20 protein-coding genes and 1 pseudogene are annotated in these 23019 nt (G+C 68.5%); 8 read left to right on the top strand and 13 right to left on the bottom strand.

Annotation, left to right across the window (positions count from 1 at the left end; translation table 11 throughout):
• The first annotated feature begins 148 nt into the window (after positions 1–148).
• Positions 149–3142, top strand: a complete 2994-nt coding sequence (locus tag ACFVAV_RS34640) for a TIR domain-containing protein (RefSeq protein ID WP_379039886.1) — start codon at positions 149–151, stop codon at positions 3140–3142.
• Between the two features lie 70 nt (positions 3143–3212).
• A complete protein-coding gene (locus ACFVAV_RS34635; protein ID WP_379039885.1) occupies positions 3213–3797 on the top strand; it encodes a hypothetical protein in 585 nt (194 codons plus the stop codon).
• Positions 3798–3866: 69 nt separating this feature from the next.
• Here ACFVAV_RS34635 and ACFVAV_RS34630 read toward each other — a convergent pair whose 3' ends face one another.
• The 5 genes and pseudogenes from ACFVAV_RS34630 to ACFVAV_RS34610 all read right to left on the bottom strand — a co-directional run.
• Positions 3867–4412: a DoxX family protein gene (locus tag ACFVAV_RS34630; protein ID WP_379039884.1), complete on the bottom strand. Its 546-nt coding sequence runs from the start codon at positions 4410–4412 to the stop codon at positions 3867–3869.
• A gap of 180 nt (positions 4413–4592) precedes the next feature.
• The gene (locus tag ACFVAV_RS34625; RefSeq protein WP_379039882.1) at positions 4593–5006 is read right to left on the bottom strand and encodes a hypothetical protein; all 414 of its coding nucleotides are present in this window, start codon (positions 5004–5006) and stop codon (positions 4593–4595) included.
• Between the two features lie 64 nt (positions 5007–5070).
• Entirely contained in the window at positions 5071–6432 is a 1362-nt protein-coding gene (locus ACFVAV_RS34620) for an NCS2 family permease (RefSeq protein ID WP_379039880.1), read from the bottom strand.
• 102 nt (positions 6433–6534) lie between these two features.
• A complete protein-coding gene (gene glgP / locus ACFVAV_RS34615) occupies positions 6535–9105 on the bottom strand; it encodes an alpha-glucan family phosphorylase (RefSeq protein WP_379039879.1) in 2571 nt (856 codons plus the stop codon).
• A gap of 61 nt (positions 9106–9166) precedes the next feature.
• Positions 9167–9301, bottom strand: a pseudogene (locus ACFVAV_RS34610) (IS30 family transposase); the annotation flags it as partial.
• Positions 9302–9457: 156 nt separating this feature from the next.
• On the opposite strand from ACFVAV_RS34610, the gene ACFVAV_RS34605 reads away from it, so the two are divergent.
• Positions 9458–9994 (top strand): hypothetical protein, encoded by a 537-nt coding sequence (locus ACFVAV_RS34605; protein WP_379039878.1) that lies wholly within the window; start codon positions 9458–9460, stop codon positions 9992–9994.
• A 203-nt stretch (positions 9995–10197) separates the two neighbouring features.
• Here the strand turns inward: ACFVAV_RS34605 and ACFVAV_RS34600 are convergent, their stop codons facing one another.
• Complete coding sequence (locus ACFVAV_RS34600; protein ID WP_379039877.1) at positions 10198–10620, bottom strand: VOC family protein; 423 nt, start codon at positions 10618–10620, stop codon at positions 10198–10200.
• Between the two features lie 79 nt (positions 10621–10699).
• Between ACFVAV_RS34600 and ACFVAV_RS34595 the strand changes: the two genes are divergently transcribed.
• The 3 genes from ACFVAV_RS34595 (at position 10700) to glgB (ending at position 15660) form a co-directional block, all read left to right on the top strand.
• Positions 10700–11290, top strand: coding sequence for a TetR/AcrR family transcriptional regulator (locus tag ACFVAV_RS34595; protein WP_379039876.1), 591 nt, complete (start codon positions 10700–10702; stop codon positions 11288–11290).
• 213 nt (positions 11291–11503) lie between these two features.
• Positions 11504–13504: a maltotransferase domain-containing protein gene (locus tag ACFVAV_RS34590; protein ID WP_379039874.1), complete on the top strand. Its 2001-nt coding sequence runs from the start codon at positions 11504–11506 to the stop codon at positions 13502–13504.
• Entirely contained in the window at positions 13504–15660 is a 2157-nt protein-coding gene (glgB, locus tag ACFVAV_RS34585) for a 1,4-alpha-glucan branching protein GlgB (protein WP_379039873.1), read from the top strand. The genes ACFVAV_RS34590 and glgB overlap by 1 nt, the downstream gene beginning before the upstream one ends.
• A 2-nt stretch (positions 15661–15662) precedes the next feature.
• On the opposite strand, the gene ACFVAV_RS34580 is transcribed toward glgB, so the two are convergent.
• From ACFVAV_RS34580 to ACFVAV_RS34560, 5 genes are all read right to left on the bottom strand, one after another.
• Entirely contained in the window at positions 15663–16055 is a 393-nt protein-coding gene (locus ACFVAV_RS34580) for a nitroreductase/quinone reductase family protein (RefSeq protein ID WP_379039872.1), read from the bottom strand.
• Between the two features lie 14 nt (positions 16056–16069).
• A complete protein-coding gene (locus ACFVAV_RS34575) occupies positions 16070–17155 on the bottom strand; it encodes a class I SAM-dependent methyltransferase (RefSeq protein WP_379039871.1) in 1086 nt (361 codons plus the stop codon).
• A 109-nt stretch (positions 17156–17264) separates the two neighbouring features.
• Positions 17265–18122 (bottom strand): co-chaperone YbbN, encoded by an 858-nt coding sequence (locus ACFVAV_RS34570; protein ID WP_379039900.1) that lies wholly within the window; start codon positions 18120–18122, stop codon positions 17265–17267.
• A 61-nt stretch (positions 18123–18183) separates the two neighbouring features.
• Positions 18184–18552 (bottom strand): DUF3817 domain-containing protein, encoded by a 369-nt coding sequence (locus tag ACFVAV_RS34565; protein WP_379039869.1) that lies wholly within the window; start codon positions 18550–18552, stop codon positions 18184–18186.
• A 225-nt stretch (positions 18553–18777) separates the two neighbouring features.
• Positions 18778–19959 (bottom strand): acetyl-CoA C-acetyltransferase, encoded by a 1182-nt coding sequence (locus ACFVAV_RS34560; RefSeq protein WP_378856264.1) that lies wholly within the window; start codon positions 19957–19959, stop codon positions 18778–18780.
• A 133-nt stretch (positions 19960–20092) separates the two neighbouring features.
• Between ACFVAV_RS34560 and mce the strand changes: the two genes are divergently transcribed.
• Both mce and ACFVAV_RS34550 read left to right on the top strand, forming a co-directional pair.
• The gene (gene mce, locus ACFVAV_RS34555; protein WP_355284254.1) at positions 20093–20554 is read left to right on the top strand and encodes a methylmalonyl-CoA epimerase; all 462 of its coding nucleotides are present in this window, start codon (positions 20093–20095) and stop codon (positions 20552–20554) included.
• An 86-nt stretch (positions 20555–20640) separates the two neighbouring features.
• Positions 20641–21648, top strand: coding sequence for a hypothetical protein (locus tag ACFVAV_RS34550; RefSeq protein ID WP_379039868.1), 1008 nt, complete (start codon positions 20641–20643; stop codon positions 21646–21648).
• 99 nt (positions 21649–21747) lie between these two features.
• Here ACFVAV_RS34550 and ACFVAV_RS34545 read toward each other — a convergent pair whose 3' ends face one another.
• Together ACFVAV_RS34545 and nucS are read right to left on the bottom strand one after the other, a co-directional pair.
• Positions 21748–22038: an ATP/GTP-binding protein gene (locus ACFVAV_RS34545; RefSeq protein WP_379039867.1), complete on the bottom strand. Its 291-nt coding sequence runs from the start codon at positions 22036–22038 to the stop codon at positions 21748–21750.
• Positions 22039–22048: 10 nt separating this feature from the next.
• Positions 22049–22792 carry an endonuclease NucS gene (nucS, locus tag ACFVAV_RS34540; RefSeq protein WP_379039866.1) on the bottom strand — a complete coding sequence of 248 codons (744 nt, stop codon included), beginning with the start codon at positions 22790–22792 and terminating at the stop codon, positions 22049–22051.
• Between the last annotated feature and the right edge of the window lie 227 nt (positions 22793–23019).

The following is a 23019-nucleotide window of genomic DNA, read 5'->3' as shown; positions in this document are numbered from 1 at the left end:
ACAGGCATCCGGCCGATGACGAACCGTCGAGTCGGGTGCTGAGGAATCGAGTAGTCCGATACCCACGACATCCCGCTGCGCCGGCGGCAGACTTCGATGATCCTGGTTCCGCCCGGGCCAGGAACCGACTCTGGACAGGGAGAGGACCGTGTCTACTCACCTCGAGACGCAACTACCGCGGTCTCGGGAGTCGTTCGACTACGACGCCTTCATCTCCTACACGCACCGTGATCGGCCGGTCGCCGCCGGGATTCAGAAGGGTCTGCACCGCATCGGCCGACGGGTGGGTCACTTACGCGCGCTGCGTGTGTTCCGGGATGCGACCGATCTGACCGCCAGCCCAGACCTGTGGAGCAAGGTCACCGCCGCGATGGACCGCGCGCGGTACCTGATCGTGGTGCTCTCCCCGGAGGCGGTGAAGTCGGACTGGGTCGACCGGGAAGTCGCCCACTGGTTGGCGTGCCGCGGTCCGGATCAACTGCTGTTCGTCCTCGCCTGCGGGCGGCTGAGGTGGGACGAGGACACCGGGCGGTTCGATCCGGACCGGTCCGATGCCGCGCCGCCCGCGCTGACGAGGCCGGGTGTGCTACCCACCGAGCCGTTCTACGTCGACGTCAGCGACGACGCGCCCTGGGACCCGGCGGCCTCGTTGTTCCGCGAGAAGGTCACCGATCTGGCCGCGCCGATCCACGGCAAGGACAAGGACGAGCTGGCCGGTGAAGACCTCCGCGAGCTGCTCCGCTTCCGGCGGCTGCGGCGTGCGGCCGTCGCCGGTCTCGTCATCCTCACTGTCATGGCTCTCCTCGCCGCCGTACTCGCGGTGGTGCAACGACGCGAGGCGCTGGTCCAGCGCAATGAGGCGATACGCCAGCGCGACACGGCGGTGGCGCTGCGGTTGGCCACCGAGTCCGACTCGATACTCAGCGGATCGAAGCCACGCGACGACCAGCGGGCGATCCTGCAGGCACTCGCATCCGAACGTCTCGGGACGGCCGACCCCGGGGTGCTGCTCCGAACGCTGAAGCAGATGGCCGATACGAGCAAGATCATCCAGGTTGGCGAGCCGTTCCTCTCCGGCATGGCGATCGAGCCCGAGGCCATGGCCGCCCTCAGTGACCTCGACCTGGTCTGGAGCGTAGCGATCAGCCCGGACGGCCGCCGCATCGTGGCGGGCGGCGCGCAGATCCGGATGTGGGACGCCGACACCGGACAGCTGATCGGTGAACCATTCCAGAGCCCGCTGCTCACGACGAGCGTGGCCTTCAGTCCGGACGGGCGCCGCATCGTCTCCGGCGGTACGGGGATGCAGCTGTGGGATGCGGAGTCACACGCGCTGATCGGCGAATTCACCGGCCACGAAGGCCTCGTTCGCAGCGTGGCGTTCAGCGCGGACGGAGCCCAGGTGGCGTCCGGTGGTCTGGACAAGACCGTGCGGATCTGGAACACCGAAACCAGACAGCAGGCGGGGAAGCCGATGAGCGAACACGGCGCACGGGTCGAGGCGGTGACGTTCAGTCCGGACGGGCGCCGCGTCGTGTCCGGCAGCGCGGACAATTCGCTGCGGATATGGAACACGGTCGACCAGGCGCCGGCCGGCCCGCCCATCGACGTAGGCGAGACGGTGACTTCGGTCGCTTTCAGCCCGGACAACCGGCACATCGCGATCGCCGACCAGGGCGGGCAGGTCAGGATGTTCGATCCGGCCACCGGCAGCGCAGGCGATCCGCTGCCCAACGACGGACGCCACACCGGCTCGGCGGTCGCGTTCAGCACCGACGGGCGGCGGCTCGCGGCGGGCGGCATCGGTGCCACGATCCACCTGTGGGACACCGAGTCGCGTGCGCCGCGCGGGTACGCCACCGGGCACACCGGCTGGGTGACCAGCCTGGCATTCAGCCGGGACGACAGCCGCCTGCTCTCGGGCAGCCTCGACGGGACGGCACGGATCTGGCACACCGGCACCCACACCTCCGGCGGACACCGGATCACCGGACCGGCGGGCACGGACGGCCTGCCGATCCCGCGCAGCGTGGCGTTCGCACCGGAGAGCCGCCGGATGGTGGCCGGCTATCGCGACGGCACGCTCTGGCAGTTCGAGACCGACACCGGACGGGCCATCGGCGGGCCGCTGCGCAGGCACGTCGGCCCAGTCCAGGTCGCGACCGTCAGCTCCGACGGACGCCGGATCGCCTCCGGGGGTCAGGACCGGAACATCGTCATCTGGGATGCGGCGTCGGGCACGCCGATCCGGGTTCTGACCGGGCACGGATCCTGGATTCGCAAGCTCGCCTTCAGCCAGGACGGGCGGCGAATCGTGTCCGAGAGCGCGGACAACGAGATCCGGCTGTGGGACGCGGAGCGGGGCGACGCCATCGGCGCGCCGCTGCGCGGATTCGAGGGTGAGATCTGGAGTCTGGCGTTCACCCCGGACGGGAATTTCCTCGCCGGAGGCGGCGACGACAAGGTCGTCCACCTGTGGGATTCAGCGACCGGCGAGCACATCGCGGGGCTGGGCGGGCACGAGACGAGGGTCAGCTACGTCGCGTTCAGCCAGGACGGACGCCAGGTCATCTCGTTGAGCACCTACGCACTGCGCACATGGGATACGGCTACGCGCGAACTGGTGAGCGCCCCGGTCATCGGCCCGGAGGTTTCGAGCAGCCTGGCGGTCAGCGGACGCGGCGACTTCATCGTGGTCGGTGGCGCCACGACGCTGCGCCGCTGGACGGTCCCCGCCGGTGATCCGATCGGTGAGCCGATGCACGGGCACACGGACGCCGTCGGCGGTGTCGCGATCAGCGCCGACGGCCGGATCGTCGTCTCCGGCAGCATGGATCGCACCCTGCGATTCTGGGACGCCGCGAGCGGCGCGTCGATCGGCGACCCGCTCACCAGCGGCACCGACGATATCGCCAGGGTGATGCTCAGCGCCGATGACCGCCGGGTCCTGTCACTCGACATCGCTCCGGATGAGACCGTCACCGCCTGGTTGTGGCCCGGACCGTCGTCCTGGCACGACGACCTCTGCGGGAAGCTGTCGCACAACATGAGCCGCAAGCAGTGGCGAGAGTGGGTTTCTCCGGAGATCGGCTACCGGCAGGTCTGCGAACGGCTTCCGATTCCTCCCGATGGCACCGGTTGAGCAGAATGGCGGAGGTAGAGAAATGCTGGATTCTATTGTGCGCCTTCGGGCTTCGGGACCACTGCGCGGCGTGAGAGGTCCCGCTCGTCGACGGAGACTCCGGACCGGACTCGTCGCGGCGCTGGCGATCGTCTCGGTCGCGCTGGGTGGCTGCGGCAGCGGCACCGACGCGGTCGGCCTCGACGACTACGTCCGGTCGGAATGCGAGATCGCGATCCGGTACCAGGCCCGGATGCACGAACTGGCCCGCCGGATGCTGGAGTCCACGGGACCTTCCACGCAGACGCAACTCACCGACATCTCCGCGGACATGGCCCGCCTGTTCGTCGAGCTGGCCGAGGAGAGCGAGAAACTGGGTGAGCCGCCGAACGGCGAGACCACGGGCAATGCGCAGGAAGCCCTCGCCGCCACGCGCCAGACCGCGACGGAGCTGGCCGACAGCGCCGCCCGGTTCCGTTCCGCCACCTCCGCCGCCGAACTGACCAGTGCGCTCGACGACTTCCAGCAGGTACTCGCCCGAGCCGGTACGCGCGGGAGAGAACTGAGGCAGCAGGAGGCTCCCACACCGGAACTGGACGAGGCGCGCAAGGCGATACCGGGCTGCGAGGAGGCGCTACTCAGGGGATCGCACAACCAGACCGTGCCGAACCGGTAGGGCACACCGGTCCACGCAAGAACGGCGCGGCAACCGGATTCCGGTTACCGCGCCGCTGTCCTGTCCAGCTCAGAGCGCTGCCTTGAGGATCAGGGTCAGCACCGCGGCGACGACCGCGACGCCCACGGCCGCGGCACCCCACACGACACCCTGGCGCGCCCACGGGCGTCCGGCATCGAGCGAGAACCGGCCCGGTCCGGTGAACGCCAGCGCGGCGGCGGCGATCGCGTAGACCAGCGGGTTGGAGAAGCCGGTCACCGACGGATCCTCCGGGAACAGGCCGCCGCTCCACAGCAGGTTGATCGCGTTGATCATCGTGCCGACGACGATGGCGGCGCCGAGCGGGGTGAAGAGCCCGAAGAGCAGCAGCAGGCCGCCGACCAGTTCGCTGAGCCCGGCCAGTGTTCCGAAGACCACGCCCGGGTTGTAGCCCATCGCCTCGAAGCCGTCGGTGGTGGCCTGCCAGCCCATGCCGTTGAACCAGCCGAACAACTTCTGTGTGCCGTAGGCGGCCATCAGGCCGCCGAAGCCGATGCGGAGCACCAGCAGGCCGATGCCGAGCGCATTGACCTCGTCGGCGGAATAGGTAGTGGTGCGGGTCGCGGTGTCGGTCATCGTTTCCTCATCTGCGATTCGGTACATGCCCGCAATCGGACCGCGGTCCGATTGCATCTCCCGGTCACAACCCTGGGTCCGGGGTCCCTATTTCACGCCGCTCCCACCAGTTTAGTGACCCTGCCCACAAGACAGCAGAAAGGCCGCCCCATCGGGACGGCCTTTCCGGAAGAACTCAGCTCACCACGCCATAGTCGCGTAGCTGACCAGCGTGCTCTCGGACTCCTGCGACAGCTTCCAGGTGCCGTCGATGTCCTTCCAGGTCAGCGGGATCGGGAAGGTGTAGTCACCGAGGCGGCTGTTCAGGGTGGCCGACAGGGTGTCGCCGTCCACGGTCACCGGGCCCGAGACGTCCCAGCTGTAACCGGGGATCCGGTTGACGGTGTCGCGGACGACCGCGAGGCCACCGGCGTTGCCCGACTCGAGCTCGGCCGACGAACCGTTCATGGCCGCCTGCAGCTTGCCCTGGAGCTGACCGGCCGACGGCGTCGCCGGGGCGGCGATCGCGGCGGGAGCGGTGGCGACGACGGCAGCGGTGACCGGCGCGAAGATGGTGGCAACCGCCATCGACGCGGCAACGAGCGAGCGCTTCATAGGTAATTCTCCTTCAAGCTTGGCTAGGCTAGCCTAAGTATAGGCATACCTATGGTGCGAACACCTACTCGACAAGGAAGAAGAAGTACCCGAGGAACAGCACCATCAACCCCCACATAGCCGGATGCACTTCCTTGATCCGCCCCTTGGCGACCATCACGACCGGGTAGAAGATCATGCCCATCGCCAGTCCGTTGGCGATCGAATAGGTCAGCGGCATCATGATGACGGTGAGGAACGCGGGCACCGAGTATTCGAGGTGCTGCCAGTCGATATCGCCCAGCGCACGGGCCATCAGCACGCCGACCACGATCAGCGCGGGCGCGGTGACCTCGGCCGAGCCGGCGATCACCGAGAACACCGGATAGCAGAACATCGCGATCAGGAACCAGCCCGCCGTGGTCACCGCCGTGAGGCCGGTCCGGCCGCCCGCCGACACACCGGCGGTCGATTCCACATAGGCGGTGGTGGTCGAGGTGCCGATGATCGCGCCCGCCGTGGTGCCGACCGAGTCGGCGGCCAGCGCACTCGCCGCGCGCGGCAGTGTGCCGTCCTTGTTCAGCAGGCCCGCCTGGTTCGCGACGCCGATCAGCGTGCCCGAGGCGTCGAAGAAGTCGACGAACAGCATGGTGAGCACGACGACGATCATCTGCGCGGTGAAGGCGTCGGGCAGGTGGATGATCGCCTGGCCGAAGGTCTGATCCAGGCCCTTGGGCAGCTCGGCGATGCCGTCCGGGATGCCGACCAGCCCGGTCACCATGCCCAGGATCGTGGTCACGACGATGCCGTAGAGCACCGCGGCATGCCAGCCGATCACCAGGAAGATCACCGTCACCACCAGGCCGAACAGCGCCAGCAGGGTGGTGCCCTTGGTGAAGTCGCCCAGGGCGACCAGCGTCGCGTCGCTGTTGACGACGATGCCCGCGTTCTTCAGACCGAGAAAGGCGACGAAAAGACCGATGCCCGCGCCGACCGCGAACTTCATCTGCAACGGGATCGCGTTGAGGATCCGCTCGCGGACCTTGGTGACCGCGAGAATGAAGAAGATGATGCCGGACAGCAGCGTGCCCGACAGTGCCACCTGCCACGGGATGCCCATGCTGAGCACCACCGTGTACGCGAAGAACGCGTTGAGCCCCATACCCGGCGCGAGCGCGATCGGATACCGCGCCCAGATGCCCATGACGAGCGTGCCGAAGACCGCGGCCACCGCCGTCGCGGTGAACACCGCCTGCATCGGAATGCCCTTGTCACCCAGGGCGCCCTCGTCACCGAGGATCGACGGATTCACCGCCAGCACATAGGACATCGCCAGGAACGTGACCGTGCCCGCCATCGCCTCGCGCTTGAAGGTGGACCCGCTCGACGTGACACCGAAGTATCCGTCGATGCGCCCTCGGGCACGGGTTACGACATCGCCGGCCATGACACTCCAGTCCGCGTTTCACAATCCAAAAGAAGAACGACCAGGAACGGTAGCGGAAAGTTCACTGAATCGAAGAACTCACCGCTGCCGCCGCGGTGCAGGTCACGCTCCCGCGACTGCCACCAGCCCCAGCTCGGCATCCGAGGCCAGCAGCGCGTTGCGCGGCAGCACCCGCACGGTGTAGCCGACCGCGCCGGACAGCGGCACCGGGGACTGCACGGAGTACAGGTCGGTGCCGTCGTCGGTGCCGTCGTGCGCCATCTCGATGGTGGTGGTGTCGGACAGGTCGTCGGCCGGTGACACCCGCCCGAGCACGGCCTGCACCACGACATCCGACGGCGCGAGCCCGCCGAGTTCGACGCGCGCGTGCAGCGACAGCTCGGCGCCGATCACCGGGGTGTCGGGCAGTCCGGAGCTGTCGACCTGCGCCACCCGCACCGACGGCCAGGCCGCGTCGACCCGCTTGCGGTACTCGGCGACCTGCGCGGCGCCGGCGAACTTGTCGGCGGCGGCCCGGCCGAACGCCGCGGCGGCGGGACCGTAGTACTGCTCGGCGTAGTCGCGCACCATGCGCGAGGCCAGCACCTGCGGGCTGGTGGTCTGCAGGGTGTGGCGCACCATCTCGGTCCAGCGGACCGGGACACCGGCGGCGTCGCGATCGTAGAAACGGGGCGCGACGGTGCGTTCGACGAGTTCGTACAGCGCCGAGGCCTCGAGATCGTCGCGACGGTGTTCGTCGCGGACGCCGTCGGCGGTGGGGATGCCCCAGCCGTTCTCGCCGTCGTACATCTCGTCCCACCAGCCGTCGCGGATGGACAGGTTGAGCCCGCCGTTGAGCGCGGACTTCATGCCGGAAGTGCCGCACGCCTCGAGCGGGCGCAGCGGATTGTTCAGCCACACATCGCAACCCCAGTACAGGTAGCGGGCCATCGACATGTCGTAGTCGGGCAGGAAGACGATGCGGTGCCGCACCGCGGGGTCGTCGGCGAACCGGACGACCTGCTGGATCAGCGCCTTGCCGCCGTCGTCGGCGGGGTGGCTCTTGCCCGCGACCACCAGCTGCACCGGGCGCTGCGGATCGAGCAGCAGCGCGCGCAGTCGTTCGGGGTCGCGCAGCATCAGGGTGAGGCGCTTGTAGGTGGGCACCCGGCGGGCGAAGCCGACGGTGAGCACGTTCGGGTCGAAGACGTCGTCGATCCAGCCCAGCTCGGCCTCGGCCGCGCCGCGCTGACGCCAGGAGTCGCGCAGCCTGCGGCGCACCTCGTCGATCAGCACCCCGCGCAAGGTGTTTCGCGTCGACCACAGCTGCCCCAGGTCGACATCACTGAGCTTCTCCCAGCCCCGCGCCTCCTCGACCAGTTCGGGGCCGACGAGCTCGCGGGCCTTGTCGATCCATTCCCGCGCCGCCCAGGTCGGCGCGTGCACGCCGTTGGTGACCGAGCCGATCGGCACCTCGGACGCGTCGAATCCCGGCCACAACCCGGCGAACATCTCCCGGCTGACCTCGCCGTGCAGCTTCGATACGCCGTTGGCGCGCTGCGCCAACCGCAGACCCATGTGCGCCATGTTGAACACCGACGGATCGGACTCACGGCCGAAGGCGAGAATCCGGTCGACGGAAAGACCCGGCAGCACAGCGGATTCGGATTCGCCGTGCGCGCCACCGAAGTAGCGGCGCACCAGCGGCATCGGGAACCGGTCGATGCCCGCGGGCACCGGGGTGTGCGTGGTGAAGACGGTGCCCGCGCGCACCGCGGCCAGCGCGGTGTCGAAATCCAATCCGTCCGCGATGAATTCACGGATGCGTTCGACCCCGAGGAAACCGGCGTGGCCCTCGTTCATATGGAAGACATCGGGATCGGGCAGGCCGTTGGCGCGGGTATAGGCGCGCACCGCGCGGACACCACCGATGCCCGCCAGGATCTCCTGCTTGATCCGGTGGTCCTGGTCGCCGCCGTAGAGCCGGTCGGTGACCGCGCGCAGCTCCGGATCGTTCTCGGCGATATCGGAATCGAGCAGCAGCAATGGAATCCGGCCCACCTGGGCGATCCACACCCTGGCCCGCAGCACCCGGCCCTCCGGCATGCCGACATGGATCAGCACCGGCGACCCGTCGCTGGTGAGCAACCGCAACGGCAGACCCTGCGGGTCCAGCGCCGGGTAGTGCTCCATCTGCCAGCCGTCCGCCGACAGCGACTGCCGGAAATACCCGGAGCGGTACAGCAGTCCGACGCCGATCAGCGGCAGCCCCAGATCCGAAGCGGCCTTGAGATGGTCACCGGCGAGGATGCCCAGACCGCCGGAGTAGTTCGGCAGCACCTCGGTGACGCCGAACTCCATCGAGAAGTAGGCGATGCCGGCCACGTCGGTTCCGTTCTGCTCCTGGAACCAGCGCGGCCGGGTCAGGTAATCCTGCAGCCCGGCGGCGGCCGCGTCGACACGGGCGATGTAGGCGGGGTCGGCGGCTACCTCGTCGAGCCGCTCGGCGGGCACCTCCCCCAGCATCCGCACCGGGTCCTGGCCGACTACGCGCCACAGCTCCGGGTCGAGCTCGGCGAACAGATCCTGCGTCGGGCCGTGCCACGACCACCGCAGGTTCGTCGACAACTCGCCCAGCGCGGCGAGCCGCTCCGGCAGATGGGCACGGACAGTGAACCGACGAAGTGCCTTCACCCCCCGAGACCCTACCGCCTCCCCGCGAATTCAGCGTGTCGCCCGGGAGCTCGGATGTCGGCTGTCGGGGATCGGTGCCCTTCGGGAAATACTGGCGGAGCAGTCCATTGGTGTTCTCGTCGGTGCCGCGTTGCCAGGGCGAGTGCGGGTCGCGGAAGTAGACGGCCCTGTCGGTGGCCATCGAGAACTGCCTGTGCCAGGCCGCAGGTGGTTCGAAACGGATTGGCCTCACGCTGTCAATGTGAAATAGATCACAAAAGTTGCCTTTAAGGCAAGATCGCTATTACTAATAGCCCGGTCGACGTTCGATTCGTCCGGGTCGGGGGGCCAAAAGGTCGAGAGGGAGTACTTCATGTTCAAGCGCTCAACTCGCAATATTCTTCTCGGTGCACTGCCGGTGGTTGTGGCGGTCACCTTCGCTGGAGGTGGTGTCGCGTCGGCGGATGCCTACGCCGACCAGCAGGCTCAGCCGGCCACCGCGATGGCCGTCCAGGGTGACAGCTACGGGACCGCCATCGCCGAGTTCTCGTTCGGATCCGCCACCCCGGCGGGCGCAGCGATGTCGCAGGACGCCGAGCTTTCCGGCGAAGGCCCTGTCTCGGAGGTGGCCGCTCCCGTGATTTCGGATGTGATCGAGACCCAGCTGCAGGACGTCGCGACCGATCCGAAGGCCGAGAACTCCGACCCGGTGATCAACGGCGCCCTCGCTGGTGCCGGCCTCGGTGCGCTCGCCACCCTGGTCAACTGCATCCCGTCCGTGATCGTGCTGGGCGTGGGCTACCCGCTCTGCCTCATTCTCGGCACACTCCCCCATGCGCTCATCGGTGCCATCATCGGTGGCTATGTGGGCCACGTGAACCCCGAGGTCATTCCACAGGTCCTGCCCTGAGAGGGCGGGTCGGCAGGTAACTGCCCCCGGCTCGGGGACTCCCGGTGCTGCTGCGGTGAAAAACGCAGTCGCGCCGGGAGTCTCGCTATTTGTGGACAGTGCCCGGTAGATCCCGACCACCGTTGCCGCAGGGCGGCTGGTTCGGCGGGCGGCTCGCAAGCCAGGTCGATGTGCGTACATGGAGCTACCCGTGCTCCGCGGGCCTACTGGGTGAACTGGGCGGCGAATTCGAGGGTCGGTGGGACCTCGGTGATGACGTCGATCAGGACGCCGGAGGGGTCGGCGATGATGAAGTGGCGCTGGCCGAAGTCTTCGGTGCGGAGCTCGAGTTCGGCATGCAGGCCGCCGGTCACCACAAGGCGTTCCCATTCCGTGTCGACGTTGTCGACCTCGAAGTTCAGCACGATGCCCTGGACCGGTTTGCCGTAGCCCGCGGGGATGGTCGGGTGGGTGGGGTCGAGCAGGGCCAGCTCGTAGGCGGGCTCGCCGTCGCCGCCCGGGCGGCGCAGGCTGACGTACCAGTCGGCCTCGAAGGTGATCTCGAAGCCGAACCAGCCCGTGTAGAAGTCGCGCGATTCCGCGATCCGGGTGGTGGCGAGAACCGGGTAGAAGCTGCTCAGTGCCATGACATTCCCTTTCACATACCGTCGGTATGTATCGTAGGCTAGTTCACATACCGGCGGTAGGTCAATGGGAGGACGGGCGATGACGGCGACGACGCGGACGCAGCAGCGCGAGGAGACGCGGCGCGTTCTGCTGGCACAGAGCAGGCGCCTGTTCGCCGCGAAAGGGTATGCGGCCGTTGGCTTGTCGGAGATCGTGTCGGCGTCCGGGGTCACCAAGGGCGCGCTGTATCACCACTTCGACAGCAAGGCCGAGCTGTTCAAGGCGGTGCTGACGCAGGTGCAGGAGGAGGTCGGCGCGCAGGTGGCCGCCGCCGCGGACGCCGAGCCGGATCCGTGGGCACAGCTGACCACCGGCTGCGCCGCGTTCCTGCGGGCCAGCGCCGACCCCCTGGTCCAGCGGATCATGTTGATCGACGGCCCCGCGGTGCTCGGCTGGCACGAATGGCGCGCCATGGACGAGGCAAATTCGGAGCGCCACCTGCACGAAGCGCTGGCAGCACTGGTCGACGCCGGGATACTCCCGCAGCAACCGGTCGCCCCGCTGACCCAGCTCCTCTCCGGCGCGATGAACGAGGCCGCCCTCTGGCTGGCCACCACCACCGATCCCGGCGCGCTCGCCGATACCATCGCCGCCCTCGACCGGCTCCTCGCGGGCCTGCGCGCCGCCTGACGCCGCGAATCGCCCTCGCCGCCGGCCAGGCGCGTAGGCGTCATCTCGGCTGCCGACCGGAGAGACATCTGGCCGCGCCGCAATCCGACAGCGTGTGGAGCGCACCCGGCCGCGATTCTGGTGGCTCTCGGCCTCGGCTCGGCCGCCGAACCCCGCTCACACGGTGCCGCGTCCCACGGCCCCCGACTGCCGCAAATGCAGTAGGTTTGTCCGGTGACCGGCCGGATTGCCATCGATGACATCGCCCCGTCGATACCCGGCGGACGCCCGGCCAAGGCCGCGGTGGGCGAGGTGTTCCCCGTCCGCGCCGTCGTGTGGCGCGAGGGCCACGACGCCGTGGCGGCGACGCTGGCCGTCCGCGCGCCCGGCTCCTCGCGGATCACCCGCATCCGGATGACGCCCGACTACGAACCGGACGTCTTCAACGCGCTCTTCACCCCGAACACCCCCGGCACCTGGACCTTCCGCATCGAAGGCTGGAGCGACCCGATCGCGACCTGGCGTTCGGCGGTCGAGGCCAAGCTCGGGGTCGGCCAGTCCGCGGCCGACCTGGCCAACGACCTCGAGATCGGCGCCGGCCTCTTCGAGCGGGCCGCCCAGCTGGTCCCGAAGAAGCAGTTCGAACGATTGCGCGCCGCCGCCACCGCCCTGCGCAGCGACGAGCAACTTCCCGCCCGGGTCGCGCCCGCGTTCTCCGAGGAGGTCGCCGAGATCCTGCGCGTGACCCCGCTGCGCGAGATGGTCACCCGCGGCGCCCAGCACTCGGTGCTGGTGGAGCGCCGCCGCGCGCTGGTCGGGTCGTGGTACGAGTTCTTCCCGCGATCGACCGGCGGCCGGGACGCCGACGGCAACCCCGTGCACGGCACCTTCGCGACGGCGGCCCGCGAACTTCCCCGCATCGCGGGCATGGGTTTCGACGTGGTGTACCTGCCGCCGGTCCATCCGGTCGGCGAGATCAATCGCAAGGGCCGCAACAACACCCTCACCACCGAACCGGGTGATGTCGGTTCGCCGTGGGCCATCGGCTCGGCCGAGGGCGGCCATGACGCGATCCACCCCGCGCTCGGCACCGAGGCCGATTTCACCGAGTTCGTCTCCACCGCAACCGCTCTCGGCCTGGAAGTCGCACTCGACCTGGCTTTGCAATGTGCGCCCGACCACCCGTGGGTGCAAGCCCACCCGGAATGGTTCACCACCCTGCCCGACGGCACCATCGCCTTCGCGGAGAACCCGCCGAAGAAGTACCAGGACATCTACCCGGTCAACTTCGACAACGACCCCGACGGCCTCTACGCCGAGGTGCTGCGGGTCGTCCGGCACTGGATCGCCTTGGGCGTCACCATCTTCCGCGTGGACAACCCTCACACCAAGCCCGCCGACTTCTGGGAGTGGCTGATCGCGCAGGTGCGCCGCACCGATCCCGACGTGATCTTCCTGTCCGAGGCCTTCACCCGCCCGGCCCGGCTCTACGGTCTGGCGCGCCGCGGATTCAGCCAGTCCTACACGTATTTCACCTGGCGCGTGTACAAGTGGGAGCTCACCGAGTTCGGCAACGAGCTGGCCGCCAAGTCCGACGAGGCCAGGCCGAACCTGTTCGTCAACACTCCCGACATCCTGCACGAGAGCCTGCAGCACGGCGGGCCTGGCATGTTCGCCGTCCGCGCTGTCCTCGCGGCGACCCTGTCCCCCACGTGGGGTGTGTATTCCGGCTACGAGCTGTTCGAGCACGAGGCGGTGCGCCCCGGCAGCGAGGAGTACCTGGATTCGGAGAAGTACGAACTGCGGCCCCGCGATTTCGGCGGCGCGCTGGCCCGCGGCGAGTCGCTGGAACCGTGGCTGACCCGGCTCAACGAGATCCGCCGCGCCCACCCCGCGCTGCAACAGCTGCGCTGCATCCACTTCCACGCGATCGACAACGACGCGCTGCTGGCGTACTCCAAGTTCGATCCGATCTCCGGTGACGCGGTGCTGGTCATCGTGAACCTGAATCCGTACGGCGCCGAACAGGGCCACATCTCGCTGGACCTGCCCGCGATCGGCCGCGAATGGCACGACCACCCGGTGGTGTTCGACGAGGTCAGCGGCGAGGAATACCACTGGGGACAGCAGAATTTCGTGCGCCTCGACCCCGCCCGCGCCCCCGCGCACATCCTGACGTTGCCCGCGGTTCCCGCCGCCGCCCGCGCACCCCTGGCCTATCGCAGGACGTTCTGATGAAACGCCGCGACCTGATGCTGCTGGCGGCGGGCACCCATCCCGACCCGCACACCGTCCTCGGTGCGCACCCGCACGCCGACGGCACCGCGGTGCGGGTGCTCCGCCCACACGCCGAGACGGTGACCGTGCTGGTCGGCGCCACCGAGCATCCGCTGAAGTCGTTGGGGCACGGCGTATTCGCCGCGGTCCTGCCGTATCCGCAGATCGACGACTACCGCGTGCGCACCGAATACCCCGGCGGCCAGACGGTGATCGCCGCCGACGGCTACCGCTTCCTGCCCACCGTCGGCGAGTTCGATCTGCACCTGATCGGCGAGGGCCGCCACACCCGGCTGTGGGAGGTGCTCGGCGCGCATCCCCGGCACTACACCACCCTCGACGGCGATGTCGACGGCACGTCGTTCGCGGTGTGGGCGCCGAATGCCCGCGGTGTCACCGTGTTCGGCGATTTCGACCACTGGAGCGGCAGCTCGGCGCCGATGCGCGCACTCGGCACTTCGGGGGTGTGGGAGGTGTTCGTGCCCGGCGTCGGGCCGGGCACGCGCTACAAGTACCGGGTGCACGGCGCCGACGGCCGCGTCGTCGATCACGCCGACCCGCTGGCCTTTGCGACCGAGGTACCGCCGGCGACGGCGTCGGTGGTCAGCCGCGCCGATCACGTGTGGACCGACAGCGCGTGGCTGGACCGCCGCGCGGGCACCGACGCCACCCACTCCCCCATGAGCGTCTACGAGGTGCACCTCGGGTCCTGGCGTCCCGGCCTCGGCTACCGCGAGCTGGCGCACCAGCTCGCCGACTACGTACGCGCGACCGGCTTCACCCATGTCGAACTGCTGCCGGTCGCCGAGCACCCGTTCGGCGGCTCGTGGGGCTACCAGGTCACCTCCTACTACGCGCCTACCTCCCGCTTCGGCAGTCCCGACGACTTCCGCTACTTCGTCGACCACCTGCACAACGCGGGCATCGGCGTGCTGCTGGACTGGGTGCCCGCGCACTTCCCGCGCGACGAATGGGCGCTGGCCCGCTTCGACGGCACCCCGCTCTACGAACATCCCGACCCGCGCCGCGGCGAGCAACTCGACTGGGGCACCTACGTTTTCGACTTCGGCCGCAACGAGGTCCGCAACTTCCTGGTCGCCAACGCCGCGTTCTGGATCGAGGAATTCCACATCGACGGCCTGCGCGTCGACGCGGTCGCCTCCATGCTCTACCTGGACTACTCGCGTCCCGAGGGCGGCTGGGAGCCGAATGTCTACGGCGGCAGGGAGAACCTGGAAGCCGTCGACTTCCTGCAGGAACTCAACGACACCGTGCACCGCGCCTACCCCGGCGTGGTCACCGTCGCGGAGGAGTCGACCACCTGGCCCGGCGTCACCCGCGGCACCGATGTCGGCGGCCTCGGATTCACCATGAAGTGGAACATGGGCTGGATGCACGACACCCTCGGCTACCTGGGCCGCGACCCGATCCACCGGTCCTGGCACCACAACGAGATGACGTTCTCGCTGGTCTACGCGTGGAGCGAGAACTACCTGCTGCCGATCAGCCACGACGAGGTCGTGCACGGCAAGGGCACGCTGTGGACGCGGATGCCCGGCGACGACTTCGCCAAGGCGAGCGGCGTGCGCGCCCTGCTCGCCTACATGTGGTCACACCCCGGCAAGCAACTGCTGTTCATGGGCCAGGAGTTCGGCCAGTTCCGCGAATGGGACAACGACCGCGGCCTGGACTGGCACGAGCTGGAAAACCCGCTACACCAGGGCATTTCGACGATGGTCGCCGACCTCAACCGCACCTACACCGCGCACCCGGCGCTCTGGAGCCAGGACACCACCCCCGGCGGGCACTCCTGGATCGAGGCCGACGACAGCGCGGCCAACGTCTTCGCCTTCCTGCGCTGGGGCTCCGACGGCAGCGCTGTCGCCTGCGTCTTCAACTTCTCCGGCTCGACCAGGGAGAACTACCGGATCGGGCTGCCGCACACCGGTTCCTGGCGCGAGGTACTCAATACCGACGCCCAGGAATACGGTGGCTCCGGCGTCGGCAACCTCGGTGTGGTCGCCGCCGACGACACCGCATGGCACGGCCGCCCCGCCTCGGCCACCGTCACCCTGGCCCCCCACAGCGCGGTCTGGCTGGCCGCCGAGCGCTGAGCTCAGCGGGCGAGGTCGATGCGGATCGTCAGCAGGTCGGTGCCGACCGCGCGCACCACCGCGCTGTTGTAGCGCGGGAGCACGCGCAGCCGGGCGCGCGGGTCGTCGTCGTGCACCAGGTGGGCGGTGCCGCTGTGCCAGCTCCCGTCCAGCCGCACCCGCACCCGGTTGGCGGCCATGATGTTGCGCACGTACTCCGAACGCTCACCGAATTCGGAGACCAGCCAGAACTGGTCACCGACGCGGCGCCCCCCGATCGGCGTGGTCCGCGGCTGCCCGCTCACCCGGCCGGTGGTCTCGAGCAGCTGTTGGCCGGGCAGTCTGCGCGCGACCCAGTTGAGCGGCCGCTGGAACGTGGTCACGACCCGGTGCTGAATATCCTTCTTGGAGCCCATGTTTCGACCGTAGCTCAGCCCTTGCCCGCGACGTAGTAGGTGTTGAGCGGATCACCGTCGACATGGTGGGTCTGCACGTCGGTGAACCCCGCGTCGGCGAGCATCGACAGCGCACGCTGCTCGCCCCAGACCGTCCCGAGCCCGTCTCCGCCCTGCCCCAGCGAGACCGACATGCAGTGCATCGTCGAGATCGCGTAGAGGAACGGGCCGAGCGGCAGGTCGATGTTCTCCTCGAGCACGCTCGACGCGTGGATGTCGACCATCAGGAAGACACCGTCGGAGCGCAGCGCTTCGGAGATGTTGGCCAGCACCCGCGCCGGATGCGCCTGATCGTGGATCGCGTCGAAGACGGTGATCAGATCGCAGGATTTGGGCGCGTGCAGCTCCGCGACATCCTGGACAAGGAACTCGACATTGGTCAGCCCCATCGCGTCCGCCTCGGCCCGGCCTGCCGCGATCGCGTCGGCGGAGAAGTCGTAGCCACGGAACCGGCTGGCCGGGAACGCCCGCGCCATCAGGTTCACCGCGTGGCCGCTGCCGCACGCGATGTCGGCGACGTCCATGCCCATCAGCAGCCGGTCGGTCAGGCCGGGCGACATCGGCAGGATCACCGGGATCAGCGCGGCATCGAACACCTCGGCGCTCTCCTCGGCCATCAGAGCGTGAAACCGCTCGTAGTCGTCGTAGGACAGGCCGCCGCCGACCCGGAACCGCTCGACGATCTTGGGCTCGACCTCGCCGAGCTGGGGGATGAACTGCATGACACGGGCCAGATTGTCCGGCCCGGCGGCCCTGGTCAGGCTCGCCGCGTGCGCGGGCGGCAATGTGTAGGTGGCGGACTGCGGGTCGTAGGTCACGATGCCCGCCGTGGTGATGGCGCCGAGCCATTCGCGGACATAGCGCTCGTCCAGGCCCGCCGCAGCGGCGAGTTCCGAACTGGTCGCGCCCGGATTGGCCGCCATGGTGTCGAACAGCCCGACCTGGTGGCCCATGCTGATCATCAGCGCGGTGCTCGCGTGGTCGAGCATCTCGATCATCGTGCCGGCGAAAGCTTCCACTTCGGCCTGGTCCGGGGCGGCCGAATGTTCGAGTGAAGTCATATCGTTCTCCTCGAGTCAGCTCGCGGCCGGTGCCGCGGGTCTATCTGGAGATACGACGAGGCCGTCCCGGCAGTTCAGCCGGGACGGCCCCGAGAAGGAAGTTGCCGGGTCAGTACAGCGCGGTGGCCAGCTTGCGACGGGCCGCGACCACGAAGGTCTCGGCCTGATCGAACAGCTCGAACAGCTCGAGCAGGCGGGTGCGCGCCGCGGTGCGGTCGTCACCCGCGGTGCGCTTGATGACGGCGATGATCCGTTCGAAGGCGGCCTCGGGGCGCTGCTCGAGCAGTTCCACGTCGGCGGCGTCGAGAGCGGCCTCCAGGTTCGCCGGATCTGCGTCGGCGGTGGCGACCACGGCCGGGTCGATCTGCTGGGCCCTGGTCAGGAAGCGCAGCTGGCGCAGGGCCGCCTTGGCCTCCTCGTTGGCGGGTTCCTCGGCCAGAATCGCCTCGTAGGCCGCCTCGGCGCCGGTGATGTCACCCGCGGCGAGCGCGTCCTCGGCGGCGGTGAAGCGCGGATCCTCGACCTCGGGCTCCGGACCGTTGGGGTCACCCTCGAGCTTGCCCGCGGTCGCGTCCATCACCGCGTCCAGCCACTGCCGGACCTGCGCCTCGGGCTGGGCGCCCTCGAAGTCGGCCAAGGGCTGCCCGCCTGCCACCGCGATCACCGTGGGAATGCCCTGCACGCGCAGCGCCTGCACGATGTTCATGTTCGGCTCGGCCTCGATGGCGGCCAGATCCCAGCCGCCCCGATCGTCGGCGTTGAGCCGTTCCAGCGTGCGGATCAGCTCGACGCTGCCCGGGCTGCGCTGCGAGTACAGCGCGACCACCACGGGCACCTGCATCGAGCGGCGGATGACCTTGGTCTCGAAATCCGCCTCGGTCACCGTATGGTTCCCCGGGGCCGCAGGCGCGCCGCCGGGAGCGGCGGGCGGCTGCTTCAGCGCGGACAGATCCACCGCACCGGACATGGCGGCGGCAGCGGCGGGCGAAGGACGACGGGCAGCGGGTCGAGTCACGGTTTCCAGTTTGTCACGAAGCCGTCGGCACGGCTGCCGGGGAGCCCTTCGCAGCGCCCGTGCTCAGCTCGCCGAGCTGACCGGTGCGCACCACCCAGACCTCGAAGATCACGGTGGCCAGCGGCGGAATGCTGGATGCCAGCGCCAGCACGGTGGTCTTCCAGCTCCAGTTCAGCTCGCGCGCGGCAAGCAGCGCGGTGATCACGAAGAGCACGAAGATTCCGCCGTGCACCGGCCCGAAGATCTTCACGCCGATCTCGTTGCTCTCGGCGGGGATGTACTTGAACGCCATACCGGTCAGCAGACCGATCCACGACAGTGCCTCGAGCACCGCGAAGAACCGGAAACGACTGGCAGTGGACCGCAGATCGAAGAAACCCATAGGGACCATTGTGCCGGACCGGCTACGACACTACGTAGTTGGACCGGTCACACACCGCACTCCGCGCCACGCACGCCCCGACCCCGAAGAGGGGCCGCCGCGCAGCGGCGGTTCGCGGCCGTCCCGCCGGTCAGGTGCCGTTGCGTAGGTGACGAAGGAGCAAGCAACGGTGCCTGACCGGTGGGACCACAGGGCCGCGAACTCGAGCGCGCCAGCGCTCCAGGATTACGGAACGCGGATGATCAGCGCGTCGCCCTGACCGCCACCACCACACAGCGCGGCCGCGCCGACGCCACCACCGCGACGCTTCAGCTCCAGCGCCAGGTGCAGCAGGATGCGCGCACCGGACATGCCCAGCGGGTGGCCGATGGAGATGGCGCCACCGTTGACGTTGACCTTCTCCGGGTCATAGCCCAGCTTCTTGGTCGAGGAGACGCCGACCGCCGCGAAGGCCTCGTTGATCTCGATCAGATCCAGCTCGGCCGGGGTGATGCCCTCCTTCGCGCACGCGGCGAGGATGGCGTTGGCCGGCTGGTCCTGCAGGGTCGAGTCCGGACCGGCGACCTGACCGGCGGCGCCGATCTCGGCGATCCACTCCAGACCCAGTTCCTCGGCCTTGGCCTTGCTCATCACGATCACCGCGGCCGCGCCGTCGGAGATCTGCGAGGCGGTGCCCGCGGTCACGGTGCCGTCCTTGCGGAAGGCCGGACGCAGCTTGCCCAGCGACTCGACGGTGGTGTCGGCGCGGATGCCCTCGTCCTCGGTGACGTAGATCGGATCACCCTTGCGCTGCGGCACGGCCACCGGCACGACCTCGTCGGTGAACAGACCGTTCTTCCACGCGGCGGCGGCGCGCTGGTGCGAGGCCGCGGCCAGCGCGTCCTGCTCCTCGCGGCTGACCTTGTCGAGGTCGTTGCGGTCCTCGGTCAGCAGGCCCATCGCCTGGTCGGTGATCACGTCGTGCAGGCCGTCGTAGGCCATGTGGTCGACCAGGGTGGTGTCGCCGTACTTGTGGCCCTCACGGCTCTTGGGCAGCAGGTGCGGGGTCTGGCTCATCGACTCCATGCCGCCGGCCACGACGATCTCGTGCTCACCGGCGCGGATCAGCTGATCGGCCAGCGCGATCGCGTTGATGCCCGACAGACAGACCTTGTTGATCAGCAGCGAGGGCACATCCATCGGGATACCCGCGGCGATCGCAGCCTGGCGGGCGGGCAGCTGCCCGGCACCGGCCTGCAGCACCTGACCGAGGATGACGTAGTCGACCTGCTCGGGCGCCACTCCACCCTTCTCCAGCGCCGCCTTGATGGCCACACCGGCCAGATCCGAGGCCTTGAAGTCCTTCAGACCGCCCAGGAGCCTGCCGACCGGGGTACGCGCACCGGACACGATGACAGAAGTCGTCACGAAAGCCTCGCATTCATTGAGTCGAACCTCGCCGCGATGCACACAGCGCTCAGCCGTGCACGTCAAGGGTTGCACTCAACGGTAACCGGTATCGGAGCACACCCGGCAAGCAGGTACGCGCTAGCTTCGAAGGGTGAGCAACGAGAACATCATCCCCGCCGACTACGTCATCGCCGTCGACCACGTGGGCATCGCCGTGCCCGACCTCGACGCCGCCGTCGCCTGGTACACCGACAATCTCGGCATGGTCGAGACCCATCGCGAGGTCAACGAGGCCCAGGGCGTCGTCGAGGCGATGCTGTCGTGCCCCGCCGCGGCCGACCGCGCGACCGCACTGCAGTTGCTGGCCCCGCTGACCCCGGAGTCGACGATCGCCAAGTTCATCGACCGCAGCGGACCGGGCCTGCAGCAGCTGGCCTACCGGGTCACCGACATCGAGGCCGTTTCGGCCTTCCTGCGGGACCGTGGCCTGCGTTTGCTGTACGAAGCACCGCGGCACGGCACCGCCGATTCCCGCATCAATTTCATCCATCCGAAGGATGCTGGCGGTGTGCTGGTCGAGCTCGTCGAGCCGAACCCGAATGTTACGCACTAGTACGCGGATACGGTTGGTAAATCTCGGCCAGATCACAATCACGGTCGAGTCTCCATACGCTCGCTCGAGGCTGTATTTTGTGTGCCATGTCGTCACCTGAGTCCGATCGCAATCGCTTCGTTGCACTGCCCTTCACCGTTGTGCGCAAGGGTTATGCGCAAGACGAGGTGCGCAACTACTTCGACCGCTTCGACGCCGAGCTTCGCGTCACCGCCACCGACCGGGATGCTGCCGCCGCGCAGGCCCGGAATCTCGCCAGCCAGCTGGAAGACGCGCGGGACGAGATCGACGAGCTCCGCAAGGAGGTCGACCGGCTTTCCGTGCCGCCGACCACCGCCGAAGGAATGTCCGACCGTATCTCGCGCATGCTGCGCCTTGCCTCGGACGAAGCGTCCGAGGTCCGCGCGCTGGCGCAGGCCGAAGCCGCCGAGATGGTGTCGATCGCCGAGCAGCAGGCCACCGAGATGCGTGGCAAGTACGAGTCGCTGCTCGCGGAGACCAAGGAGAAGCGCGAGGCGCTCGAGATCGAGTTCGAGCAGACCCTCGCGAACGCGCGCACCGAGTCCGCCAAGATCATCGAGGCCGCCCAGGCCGATGTGGAACGTCTCGGCAAGGAGGCCGAGGCCAAGCGCAAGGCCACCCAGCAGGACTTCGAGGCCACCATGAACGATCGGCGCACCAAGCTGACTCGTGCCATGGAGGAGCTCGAGGCCACCAGCCGCGCCGAGGCCGCCCAGCGGATCAAGGACGCGACCGATGAGTCGAACCGCCTCATCAGCTCCGCCACCCAGACCTCCGAGCGCAAGATCGCGCACGCGAAGGAACTGGCCGAGGAGATGCGCGTGCTGCGCGGCCGGGTCCTCGCCCAGCTGCTCGGTATCCGCGGTCAGCTCGATTCGGTGCCCGCCATGCTCGCGGCGGTCAACCGGGAGAGCGAGCTGCTCGACGGTGCCCCCGAGCGCAAGTCCATCAGCAACAACGGCAGCAACAAGTCCGTGTCCGGCTCCCGCCAGACCAAGGCCATCCCCGAGGTCGCCGACGCCGACGAGGACATCATCGACGAGGACCGCGAGAACGCCGACATCAGCAACTGACGTCGGACCTGCGACGACATCGGCTCCACCCGATCATCGAAGAACCGAAGGCCGCCTCGAAAATTCGAGGCGGCCTTCGGTTTTCGTCGTCTTGCGGTTTCAGGACCAGCGGCGGGTGATGCCGCGGGTGCGCCTGCCGTTCCAGCAGCCCTGATGCCAGTGCCTGCGGTCGTCCTCGCCACCCTCGGCGGCCCAGGCGACGATATGGGCGACGCCAGGGGCGATCTCGTGATCACAGCCGGGGCACCGATAGGTCTTGACCGCTCGCGCGCCGGGAACCGTTCGGACGATGTAGGTTTCGTCGCCCGGACCATCCTCGGTGCGTCCGTACACGTCCCCGATGGGCGCTGGTTCGCTACGTCGCCCGGAGCGTGGTTTACGTCGCGGCATGGTTCCCAGCCTAGAAGAGGCGGAAAACGTTGCTCTCCGTGCCACGCAGCTCGTCGTAATCGAGCGTGAGGCAGCGGATCCCCCGGTCCTCGGCGAGCGTGCGCGCCTGCGGCTTGATCTGCTGGGCGGCGAACACGCCCGCGACCGGCGCCAGCAGCGGATCGCGATTGAGCAGTTCCAGGTAGCGGGTGAGCTGTTCGACGCCGTCGATCTCACCGCGCCGCTTGATCTCCACCGCCACCGTCGCGCCGTCGGCGTCGCGGCACAGCAGATCCACCGGGCCGATGGCGGTCATGTATTCGCGCCGGACCAGCGTGTAGCCCTCGCCCAGCTTGGTGACGTGTTCGGCGAGCAGTTCTTGCAGATGCGCTTCGACACCATCTTTGACCAGGCCGGGGTCGACGCCGAGTTCGTGCGAGGAGTCGTGCTCGATGTCCTCGATGGTGATGCGCAGTTCCTCGCCGGCCTTGTTGGTCACCACCCACAGCGCCTTGATGTTGTCCGGCAGCGCCGTCTTGCCCTCCCGCAGCGGCGTCACACCGGAGGGCAGCTCCGCGGGCACCAGAGTCGCGATATCGCGTTCCTCCAGCCAGCACGGCGGGCTCATCCAGTTCAGCGGCTTGTAGGAGCCGCCGTCGGAGTGCACGAGCACCGAGCCGTCGGCCTTGATAAGCAGCAACCGGCGAGCCATCGGAAGGTGGGCGGTCAGTCGGCCGACGTAATCGACCTGGCAACGAGCAATGACAAGGCGCACCCAAGCACAGTACCGCCTCCCCGGAATTCGGCCGACGGCCTGGCACAGCGATGGATCTGCATCGGGCATGCGGTTGATCAGTAGTCGCGTTTCGGGAGTTCCCGGCGAGTTACCCATGTGCACACGAGACCAGTCGTCACCTAACGCAAAAAGGCCCCCAGCATAATGCTGGGGGCCTTTCGCAATGATGTTCCGGCGGTGTCCTACTCTCCCACACCCTGTCGAGT

The organism is Nocardia sp. NPDC057663 (assembly GCF_042799895.1).
Classification (GTDB): domain Bacteria; phylum Actinomycetota; class Actinomycetes; order Mycobacteriales; family Mycobacteriaceae; genus Nocardia.
This window is presented reverse-complemented; position numbering and strand designations above follow the sequence as displayed.